The sequence below is a fragment of the Collinsella aerofaciens genome (assembly GCF_039752985.1).
GTDB lineage: Bacteria > Actinomycetota > Coriobacteriia > Coriobacteriales > Coriobacteriaceae > Collinsella > Collinsella aerofaciens_BT.
Genome location: NZ_JBDMHA010000073.1, coordinates 1 through 9,172, shown reverse-complemented (window position 1 = coordinate 9,172; position 9,172 = coordinate 1). Strand labels below are relative to the sequence as shown.

The following is a 9,172-nucleotide window of genomic DNA, read 5'->3' as shown; positions in this document are numbered from 1 at the left end:
GTGCAGCGTCAACCTCAGGCACGATTTACTCCTCGGCGCCCTCAGCGGCCTCAGCGGCAGCCTTAGCGGCCTCGGCCTCTTTGGCGAGCTGCTTCTTGGACTTCTTGACGACGGTCTCGGTCTTCTCGCCCTCGTTGGCGGCCTTGACCAGAGCGGCGACGGCGTCGGTGAGCTGAGCGCCCTTGGACTGCCAGTCGGCGATCTTCTCGAGGTCGAGGTTGATGGTCTTGGGGGCGGTCATCGGGTTGTAGCGGCCAACCTCCTCGATGATACGACCGTCACGCGGGGCGCGGGAATCGGCGACGACGACACGGTAGTACGGACGCTTCTTAGCGCCGTGACGAGCAAGGCGAATCTTGACTGCCAAAGGAAACTCCTCCAACCAAGCAGCTTTAGGCTGCAACTACAAACAAACAGTTGAACATAATACGCCATCGACGCGGGCAGGTGAAGTCCGTGAGACCAACTTCTTCGGTGTAGTCGAGGGCAAATCCATATCTTAGACAAGAATTCGGGATTTGCAAGCACATACACGCACCCCACATGAGCTGCGCGGTATACTCATGACATGGAAAGACGCGAACATACATACGGTTATGAGGATGCCACGGGCGTCACGCCGCCTCCCTGGACGGGTCCGGCGGTGGGCCTCATGGACCTCGATGCGTTTTTTGCGAGCGTGGAGATGCTCGATCATCCCGAATGGCGCGGCAAGCCGCTCATCGTGGGCGGAGACGCCGATTCGCGTGGCGTCGTGTCCACGTGTTCGTATGAGGCACGTCGCTTTGGCGTGCACTCTGCCATGGCCTCGGCCGAAGCGCGGCGCTTGTGCCCGCAAGCCATTTGGACGCACGGGCACTTTGATCGCTACCGCGAGGTGAGCGCGCAGGTCATGGCGATTCTCGCCGACGAGACCCCGCGCGTCGAGCGCGTATCCATCGACGAAGCCTTTATCGATATCACACCGGGTCGCTTTGCGCCCGAAGACCCGCCGCTGGTTGCGCGGCGTATAAGCGACCGCGTGGCAGGGCTGGGAGTGACCTGCTCCATTGGCGTGGGCTGCAACAAGACGGTCGCAAAAATCGCAAGCGAGCGGGATAAGCCGTTTGGGCTGACCATCGTGCGCCCCGGAACCGAGCAGCGCTTTTTGGCCGCGCTGCCGGTATCTGCCATGAGTGGCATCGGGCGCTCGGCCGAGGAGCGACTGCGCCGCATGCGCATCTACACCCTCGGCGAGCTATCACGTGCACCGGAATCCACCTTGGCCTCTATTTTTGGCGTCAACGGCGAGCACATGCGCCAGCGTGCGCTGGGACTCGAAATCTCCGAAGTCACGAGCCTCGATGAAGAGCGCGAGGTCAAGTCGGTCAGCAATGAACGCACCTTTGCTAAAGATTTGACTGAGCGTGGGGATATTGAGGCGGCGATTGCGCTGTTGGGAGAGTCAGTGGGACGCCGTCTGCGCCGTCAGGGGCTGACGGGTGCCACGGTAACGCTCAAGCTTAAGTATTCGTATGGCAGCGGGCGTACGGCACAGCGCCGGCTGCCTCATCCGACCGACGATGAGAACATCTTCGTGGCGGTTGCACTCGATCTGCTCGACAACATCTGGCAGGAAGGAATGCACGTTCGCTTAGCAGGCATCGGCATGAGCGACTTTGACCATCGGGGCGGCATCCAGACCGACCTGTTCTGCGAGATCGATGACCGCGGAGCCCAATCCAGCGACCGCCGCGACCTCTCCGTCGCCATCGACGCCGTCCGAGACAAATTCGGCGACACCGCCCTTTCCTTCGGCCGCCAATCCCGCTTCAATAACTAGTCTTTTTTGGACGGGGGTTGCTGCCTTCCGTCCGACACGGCATTGGTAGTCAATTTGGGACGGGGCTATTTTAGCTACCCCTATATATCGGTTGAGATTCATTCGGCCTAATTCATTCACCGTCAGCCAAAGGGTAGCTAAAAAAGCCCCGTCCCAAATTGACTACCCCGGATGTCCGGTTTGGCGGCCGCAGCAAAATTATCCTGCCTAAAATGAGCTACTTTTCAACTTTAACTTTTGAATCGTGCAATGGCCGATACCCGTGAGGCGCACGATCTGCTTGATCGAAAAGCCCTCGCTTTTGAGTTTACGGATACAGTCATCACGCACGCCCTTGGGCAGAGCGTTGAGATAGTGAGGCTCGTATGGTTTGAGCAACGCCTGCGCAAACTCAAGCGCGTCAGTATCACTCACATGAGCGCCATAACGGAAGCAATAGCCATTGGGCTCGCCCGAGGTGCTAAATGCAAAAAATCTCTGGGAATTCCCGAGCAACCCGAGCACGCAATCAGTCTTACAAATTCCCGGATAGCCCATATACTCGCTAAAGCTGCTCCAGCGATAGAGCGAAGCAGTGCCAATTCTGGCTTTCGCAGGGTTATCGTGAATGTAACGAACGCAGTTGAGCAGCTGATCATCATCGAGAATCGGCACACTCTTAAATCGATCCTGGAAAACAGGACCTCTCCTGCCTGTCTTAGAATTGAAATACATGGCATACGCCGTCGTAATCGAATGCATACAATCGCTCAGGTGAGCATGCCCGTCATCTAGCAACAAGTGAATGTGATTATCCATAAGGCACCATGCGATAACATCCACTTTGAACTTCTGGCATTTCGAAGCTATCAGTCGAATCAGATAGAGTCGATCGTCAGCATCCTCAAATATCAGCTGACCACCACAGCCCTTTTGGACGACATGGTAATAGCCGTAAACAGAGATTTCCCGCGCGGTCCGAGTCATACGCATCTCCTCCTCTACAGATAACAAATACGTTACCCGAGTCGGAAAGCTAAATATCACGCAATGAACCGCAACTCGCTTCTATCGGCGAACGGTAGGTAGTAGCTAAAAAAGCCCCGTCCCAAATTAGCTACTTTGGGCAAAAAGAAAGCCGGGCAGGTGCGGAAAACCGCACCTGCCCGGCGATATGCGTGAGGGTAGCTAAACCCCGTCTCAAATGAGCTACTAGAGGAGGTTGAGGGGGAGCTGGGGAGCGTCTCCCCAGAGTTTCTCGAGGCGGTAGAAGTCGCGGGCTTCGGGAGTTAAGACGTGGACGACAACCGAACCGTAGTCCATGAGCATCCAGGTCTTCTGCTCGCGACCCTCGATGGAGAACGGGTGCTCGCCGCAAGCCTCGGCGACCTTCTCCTCGATCTCGTCGACGATAGAATCGACCTGGCGGTTGTTGGTACCGGTGGCAAGCACAAAGTAGTCGCATACGTCGGAAAGCTCGGTCAGGTCGAGCACCTGAACGTCCTCGCCCTTCTTGTCGTAGGCGGCCTGTGCGGCGGCGCGGGCGACATCCTCGGCGGCGACACCGCTCGCGGACAGCGAGGCGGCAGTGCGGTCGGACGTGGCGGCGAAGCTCTTGTGCTCCACATGTTCAAGAATCTGCTCGTCGGTCATGGTCTCGTCGGCCATGGAATACCTCTTTCTAGACAGCCCGAGCTAGCGCAGCTGGGCGTAATGGTTGTAAATCGAAATAGCCGTGGGATAAAGATAGCGCCCGGACTGGATCACATAGACCAAACCCTGCGCAAAACAGGAGAAGAACAACTCGTCGAGCGACGACTCCCCCACCATCTTGCGCAGCGCATGCGCATAGTCGCCGTGGCGGTTGGGCTCGATGGCATCGGCCACAAAGACCACCATATCGAGCGGCGTCATGTCGCAAGCGCCCACGGTATGACGGTCGACAGCCTGGAAAACGGCCGGCGACAACTCGGGGAAAAGCTGCGGAAGCTCATAGGCGGCAACAGGACCATGCAAAAGCGGCGTCGCGGCGGAAGGAGAGCCGGCAATCTTAATGCCGTAATGCAGAGCGCGCGTAACCAGCTCGTCGTCGGAGAGCACTTTGTCCCAGTCGTGGATCAGACCGGCAGCAGCGGCATCAAAGCGGTCAACGCCGTAGACCTCGGCCAGATGAAGTGCGGTCTCGGCAACACCCAGCGAATGCACATAGCGCTTGCGCTTATCCTTCATGCGAACATCGAGCAGCTCTTGAATGCGCTTGAGCAGTGCGCGCTCATCGCCCTCAAACTGATCCTCTACCGACAACGTAGACCCCCATCACTCAAAATCTTCTTGGCCCAAATCGGCATATAGCCTGCGTTTGCGAATGTAGCCGAGCACGGACTCGCTCGTAAGATAGCGCACGCTCATGCCGCGGGCAACTCGCTTACGAATGTTCGTCGAGCTGATCGCCAGCGCCGGAATCTGAATATAGCGCACGTCGAACGGCAGCCCCGACTCTTTGATTCGGGCACGCGCTGTATCGATATCAAAGCCCGGTCGTGTCGCCGCAATAAAGGTAGCAAGCTCACCGATTCGTTCGGCATCATGCCAGGTCACGATATCGATAATCGCATCGGCGCCCGTAATAAAGTAGAGCTTTACCTGCGGCGGGTAAAAGTCGCGAAGGGCATGAAGCGTATCAGCCGTATAGGTTACGCCCGGGCGGTCGATCTCGAACCGGCTCGCCAAAAAGGCCGGGTTCGCGGCGGTGGCGAGGACCGTCATGGCATAACGGTCCTCGGCAGGCGTCACCGGCTTGTCAAGCTTAAAGGCAGGCGTGCCCGCCGGCATAAAGAGCACGGCATCCAAGTCGAGGGACTCACGCGCCTGCTCAGCGGTCACCAGGTGCCCGTAATGGATGGGATCAAAGGTGCCACCCATAATGCCGAGCCTAAACTCCTGCCCGTCCTCTAGAGGAAGCTCGGGCAGACCGATTCCACCGCGCAGCGACATGGCTTACTCGCCCTCCGAGGTCTCGGCATCGTCCTCGGCATCCGCCGCATCGACAACCTCGACGCCCTCATCCGCAGCATCGGCCACGTCAATGGCCTCGACGGCAACGTCCTCGCCAGCATCCTCGAGCTCTTCGTACTCCGAGAAGTCCTCGGCGCCCTCAAAGTCAAAAGCGCGCTGGCAAATGCGGACCTCGTCGCCCGCACGGCAACCGGCCTTCTCGAGCGCGTCGTCAACACCCATACGCGCAAACTTATGCTGCAGGTAAATGACGGCTTCCTCGTTTTCCCAGTCGGTCTGGATGACCATGCGCTCGATGGCACGACCGACCACGCGGAAGGCACCGGGCTCTTCCTGGACAATGCGGAAACGCTTCTCGCGCTGCAGGCGGCGACGCTCCCACTCCTCGTCGCGCAGATCGACCGGCTCATCAGAGACCGCCAGCTCGGCGCGAAGCTTAGCCACCTGCTCGCCCACGGCAAGCATCAGCGTGTTGAGGCCGGCGCCCGTAACAGCAGACACGGCAAAGAACATATGGCCATCGTCGAGCGCCGCACGCTTAAGGTCGGCAATCTTGTCGGCCGTGCCCGGCGCATCACACTTGTTGGCAACGACGATCTGCGGACGCTCCGAAAGCTCGGCGCCATACTGCTCGAGCTCGCGGTTGATGATGCGATAGTCCTCGACCGGATCGCGATCCTCAAAACCACCCGTCATATCGACGACGTGCATGATGAGTGCCGTACGCTCAATGTGGCGCAGGAACTGGTGACCCAGGCCCTTGCCCTCGCTCGCGCCCTCGATGAGACCGGGGACGTCGGCAACGACGTAAGAATATTCGCCGGCACGCACCATGCCGAGGTTCGGCACGAGCGTGGTAAACGGGTAGTCAGCAATCTTGGGGCGGGCGGCACTCATGCGCGCAATGAGCGATGACTTACCCACCGAGGGAAAGCCCACAAGCGCGGCATCGGCCATAAGCTTCATCTCGAGCTCGATCCAGTGTTCCTCGGCAGGCTCGCCGAGCTGGGCAAAGGCCGGAGCGCGACGCACCGACGTCACAAAGTGTGTGTTGCCCAGACCGCCGGCACCGCCGGGCGCCACGACGACGCGCTCGCCGTCGTGCACCAGGTCGGCAATCTCGAACATCGGGGTCTGCGTCTCGGGATCGAGCTCGCGCACCACGGTACCCATAGGGACCTTGAGAATCAGGTCCTCGCCGCTCTTACCGTTACGACGGGCACCCTGCCCGTGCGTGCCGCGCTCGGCGCGGAAGTGATGCTTAAAGCGGTAATCGATCAGCGAAGACAGCTGAGCATCGGCCTGGATGACGACATTGCCGCCACGACCGCCGTCGCCGCCATCGGGGCCGCCCTTGGGGACAAATGCCTCGCGCCTAAACGACATGCATCCGGCTCCGCCGTCGCCGCCGCACACGTTAATGCGGCTGATATCGGTGAACTGTGACAACAGAATCGCCTCCTACAAAAAAGAGGGAGACCCTTGAATCCTAAAACTCAAGTGCCTCCCACATATGTGCTCTATGAAGGGTGAATTACGCGTTCGCGAGCGGGCGTACGCTGACCCTGTGCTTGATACCCTTGTGGAACTCAACGGTACCGTCGACCAGCGCGAACAGCGTGTCGTCCTTACCACGGCCAACGTTCTCACCCGGGTGGATGTGCGTGCCGTGCTGACGGACGAGAATCGTGCCCGTGGTTACCGTCTGGCCGGCATAGCGCTTCGTGCCAAGGCGCTGACCGCGGGAGTCACGGCCATTACGGGAGGAACCGAGTCCTTTTTTGTGTGCCATTGTGTATACCTACTCTTTCGTTACGAGTGTAATCTACTCGGCGACGGGAGCCTCGGCAACAGCCTCAGCCTCTGCCTTGACAGCCTTCTTGGCGCGGGAGGTAGCCTGAACCTTCACGATCTTCAGCTTGGTGAGCTGCTGACGGTGACCCTTCAGACGACGATAGCGCTTGCGCTTGTGGAACTTGAAGACCAGCTGCTTCTCGCCCTTGAACTGCTCAACGATCTGAGCGGTAACCTTGGCCTTGGCCAGCTTGTCGGGATCGGTGACGATCTTCTTACCATCGTTGAGGAAGATAACCGGCAGGGTGACCTTGTCGCCCTCATTGCCCTCGATCTTCTCGACGGTGATGACATCGTCGGTGGCGACCTTGTACTGCTTGCCGCCCGTGTTAACGATTGCGTACATGTTTACTTGCCCTTCATGCATCAGTTAGTGCAACAGCCGAATATAGTAGCAGGCGAAAATACCCCCGTCAACGAGTATGTGGAGCAAATCCACAAGTTCGCACAGGTATGGGGCTGACGAGTCGGCCCTCGTCGTCCTCGCATGCTTGATTCTGACGCTCGACATCGTAGGAGCAGATGGTCACGAGGTCTTGCATACCGGTGGAAACAATAGGTGCATCCACGCCCGGGGTCAAGCCCTGCAACAAAACATCAGCAGCAGAAAGCAAAATTTCCGGACGCATGGAGCCCTCGTTGTCGGCATGGGTGTCGAGCATGAGCACCAAATGGTCCGGGCGCTCCCCCGCCGTGAGCTCATAGCCCACGAGCGTGTGATCCAAATCCAAGCGCTTGCTCTTTTTGCCGCGCGCGTAGTCGATGCCGTGGCCCGCGCGCAGCGTGTCGATCGCACGACGCACCTCGTCGGCGCTTACGGGCGCCTCGGGATCCAAGTGCAGGTCGATGCGATACGACAGGCGCGTGAGCTGCGCCGTCAACGCCGGCGTGCGCACGTCGATGTACGCCGCCTCGATGGGCGCCAGATCGGCCGGAGACGCCGCAGCCAGGCACCCAAACGCCTCGTCGAGCGCCACGAACTCGGTCATAAACAGGTCATACCACTCGCAGGTCGACGACGTACCCACCGGCAGCGCCGAAGAGAAGCCCACGCGCATGTGCGGAGAGAAGCCCTGCGTGACGGCATAGGGAAGTCTCGCACGGCGCACGATGCGCTCAATGGTATGGATTACTTCGAGATGGCCCAGGTACTTAAGGCGATCGCGCTTGCCATAGCGAACACGAAGCCTAAAGAGCGAGGGGTTGTCGGTCAGGCGCTCACTCATGCGCGATCACCCATCAATACATTCTTGGCGTGGAGCGTGGGGCAGATCCCGCAGCCGGTGCACGACGTGCGGGTACAGTCGGGAGTCGTGACGCCCTCGAGCGAGCGACGGTACTCGCGCTCGAGGAAGCCGCGCGTGCAGCCGGGGCTCACGTGCTCCCACGGCAGGCGCCAGTCCAACTCGTAGGGCAGGTGCACGAGCTCATTGAGGTCGATGCCGTTTTTGGCAGCAGCTTCCTTCCAGTTATCGAGCGAGAAATGCTCTACCCAGGCGTCAAAGCGAGAGCCCGAGCGCCAAGCATCGATGATGACGGGCGTCATGTCACGACCGGCGCGGGACAGCGCGGCCTCGATGAGCGAGGTCTCGGCATCGTGGTAATGCACGCGGACGGCACGGTTGCGAACGCTCGTGATAAGCAACTTCTGGCGACGCTTGACGTCGTCGTAGTCGAGCTGCGGGCACCACTGGAACGGCGTGGCGGCCTTGGGGATAAAGACCGAAACCGAGATGGACACCGAGATCGAGCCGCGACGAGCCTTGGGCACCACGGAACGACCGAGCTCCAGCACGTGATCGGCCAGATTGGCGATGGCCACGATGTCCTCGTCGCGCTCGCCGGGAAGGCCCATCATAAAGTAGAGCTTCATGCGGTTCCAGCCGGCCTCGAAGGCCGCCTTGGCCGCACGGTCCAGGTCCTCCTCGGTCACGTTCTTGTTAATGATGTCGCGCATGCGCTGGCTGCCGGCCTCGGGCGCGAACGTCAGTCCGCCCTTCTTTTCGCCGGCGACCGACTCGGCCATATCCACGCCAAACGAATCCAGGCGCTGCGACGGAATAGACACGCGAATACCCGTATCCTCCAGGCGACGGTTGAGCCTGCCGAGCACGTCGCGAATGCAGGAGTGGTCGGTCGTGGAGAGCGAGGTCAGCGACACCTCGTCATAGCCAGTCTTTTCCAGACCCTGAATCACCGACGAGACAATCTGGTCGGCCGAGCGCTCGCGCACCGGGCGATACGTCATGCCAGCCTGGCAAAAACGACAGCCGCGGGCGCAGCCGCGCAGGATCTCGATAGACAGGCGGTCGTGGACCAGCTGCGCATAGGGCACGCACGACTGCGACAGCGGATTCGTGGCGCCGAAATCCTCGACGACGCGCTTGTAGACCACGGTCGGCGCATCCTTGCCCTCACGCGGCACGGTGTAGCCATGCGGCGAGCAGGGCTCGTCGTGACGAACCTCATAGAGCGACGGCACGTAGTTGCCGGCAATGGATG

The 9,172-nt window shown here is 59.8% G+C and carries 11 protein-coding genes; 1 reads left to right on the top strand and 10 read right to left on the bottom strand.

Annotated features, from left to right (window positions below; translation table 11 throughout):
• Nucleotides 1-25: 25 nt before the first annotated feature.
• Complete coding sequence (gene rpsP, locus ABHR76_RS08780) at nt 26-367, bottom strand: 30S ribosomal protein S16 (RefSeq protein WP_022094749.1); 342 nt, start codon at nt 365-367, stop codon at nt 26-28.
• A gap of 201 nt (nt 368-568) precedes the next feature.
• Here rpsP and dinB point away from each other — a divergent pair, with 201 nt between their 5' ends.
• Nucleotides 569-1,822, top strand: a complete 1,254-nt coding sequence (dinB, locus tag ABHR76_RS08775; protein ID WP_346977408.1) for a DNA polymerase IV — start codon at nt 569-571, stop codon at nt 1,820-1,822.
• A gap of 207 nt (nt 1,823-2,029) precedes the next feature.
• Here dinB and ABHR76_RS08770 read toward each other — a convergent pair whose 3' ends face one another.
• The 9 genes from ABHR76_RS08770 to ABHR76_RS08730 form a co-directional block, all read right to left on the bottom strand.
• On the bottom strand, nt 2,030-2,788 hold the full coding sequence (locus ABHR76_RS08770) for a transposase (protein WP_346977406.1): 759 nt from the start codon (nt 2,786-2,788) through the stop codon (nt 2,030-2,032).
• Between the two features lie 225 nt (nt 2,789-3,013).
• Nucleotides 3,014-3,469 carry a ribosome silencing factor gene (gene rsfS / locus ABHR76_RS08765; RefSeq protein WP_346977404.1) on the bottom strand — a complete coding sequence of 152 codons (456 nt, stop codon included), beginning with the start codon at nt 3,467-3,469 and terminating at the stop codon, nt 3,014-3,016.
• A 27-nt stretch (nt 3,470-3,496) separates the two neighbouring features.
• Nucleotides 3,497-4,030 (bottom strand): bis(5'-nucleosyl)-tetraphosphatase (symmetrical) YqeK, encoded by a 534-nt coding sequence (yqeK, locus tag ABHR76_RS08760; protein WP_192934390.1) that lies wholly within the window; start codon nt 4,028-4,030, stop codon nt 3,497-3,499.
• An 87-nt stretch (nt 4,031-4,117) separates the two neighbouring features.
• On the bottom strand, nt 4,118-4,795 hold the full coding sequence (gene nadD, locus ABHR76_RS08755; RefSeq protein ID WP_346977403.1) for a nicotinate-nucleotide adenylyltransferase: 678 nt from the start codon (nt 4,793-4,795) through the stop codon (nt 4,118-4,120).
• 3 nt (nt 4,796-4,798) lie between these two features.
• Complete coding sequence (gene obgE, locus ABHR76_RS08750; protein ID WP_172544921.1) at nt 4,799-6,265, bottom strand: GTPase ObgE; 1,467 nt, start codon at nt 6,263-6,265, stop codon at nt 4,799-4,801.
• 85 nt (nt 6,266-6,350) lie between these two features.
• The gene (gene rpmA / locus ABHR76_RS08745) at nt 6,351-6,608 is read right to left on the bottom strand and encodes a 50S ribosomal protein L27 (RefSeq protein ID WP_006236075.1); all 258 of its coding nucleotides are present in this window, start codon (nt 6,606-6,608) and stop codon (nt 6,351-6,353) included.
• Nucleotides 6,609-6,641: 33 nt separating this feature from the next.
• Nucleotides 6,642-7,016, bottom strand: a complete 375-nt coding sequence (gene rplU, locus ABHR76_RS08740) for a 50S ribosomal protein L21 (RefSeq protein WP_035138585.1) — start codon at nt 7,014-7,016, stop codon at nt 6,642-6,644.
• Between the two features lie 67 nt (nt 7,017-7,083).
• Nucleotides 7,084-7,896 carry a TIGR03936 family radical SAM-associated protein gene (locus ABHR76_RS08735; protein ID WP_346977401.1) on the bottom strand — a complete coding sequence of 271 codons (813 nt, stop codon included), beginning with the start codon at nt 7,894-7,896 and terminating at the stop codon, nt 7,084-7,086.
• On the bottom strand, nt 7,893-9,172 hold a 1,280-nt coding region (locus ABHR76_RS08730), incomplete at its 5' end, for a TIGR03960 family B12-binding radical SAM protein (RefSeq protein ID WP_346977399.1). The genes ABHR76_RS08735 and ABHR76_RS08730, both read right to left, overlap by 4 nt.

Coding starts and splice junctions, on each gene's coding strand:
- dinB (WP_346977408.1), top strand. CDS start 569: ATGGAAAGACGCGAACATACATACGGTTATGAGGATGCCACGGGCGTC.
- ABHR76_RS08770 (WP_346977406.1), bottom strand. CDS start 2,788: ATGACTCGGACCGCGCGGGAAATCTCTGTTTACGGCTATTACCATGTC.
- rsfS (WP_346977404.1), bottom strand. CDS start 3,469: ATGGCCGACGAGACCATGACCGACGAGCAGATTCTTGAACATGTGGAG.
- yqeK (WP_192934390.1), bottom strand. CDS start 4,030: ATGAAGGATAAGCGCAAGCGCTATGTGCATTCGCTGGGTGTTGCCGAG.
- nadD (WP_346977403.1), bottom strand. CDS start 4,795: ATGTCGCTGCGCGGTGGAATCGGTCTGCCCGAGCTTCCTCTAGAGGAC.
- rpmA (WP_006236075.1), bottom strand. CDS start 6,608: ATGGCACACAAAAAAGGACTCGGTTCCTCCCGTAATGGCCGTGACTCC.
- rplU (WP_035138585.1), bottom strand. CDS start 7,016: ATGTACGCAATCGTTAACACGGGCGGCAAGCAGTACAAGGTCGCCACC.
- ABHR76_RS08735 (WP_346977401.1), bottom strand. CDS start 7,896: ATGAGTGAGCGCCTGACCGACAACCCCTCGCTCTTTAGGCTTCGTGTT.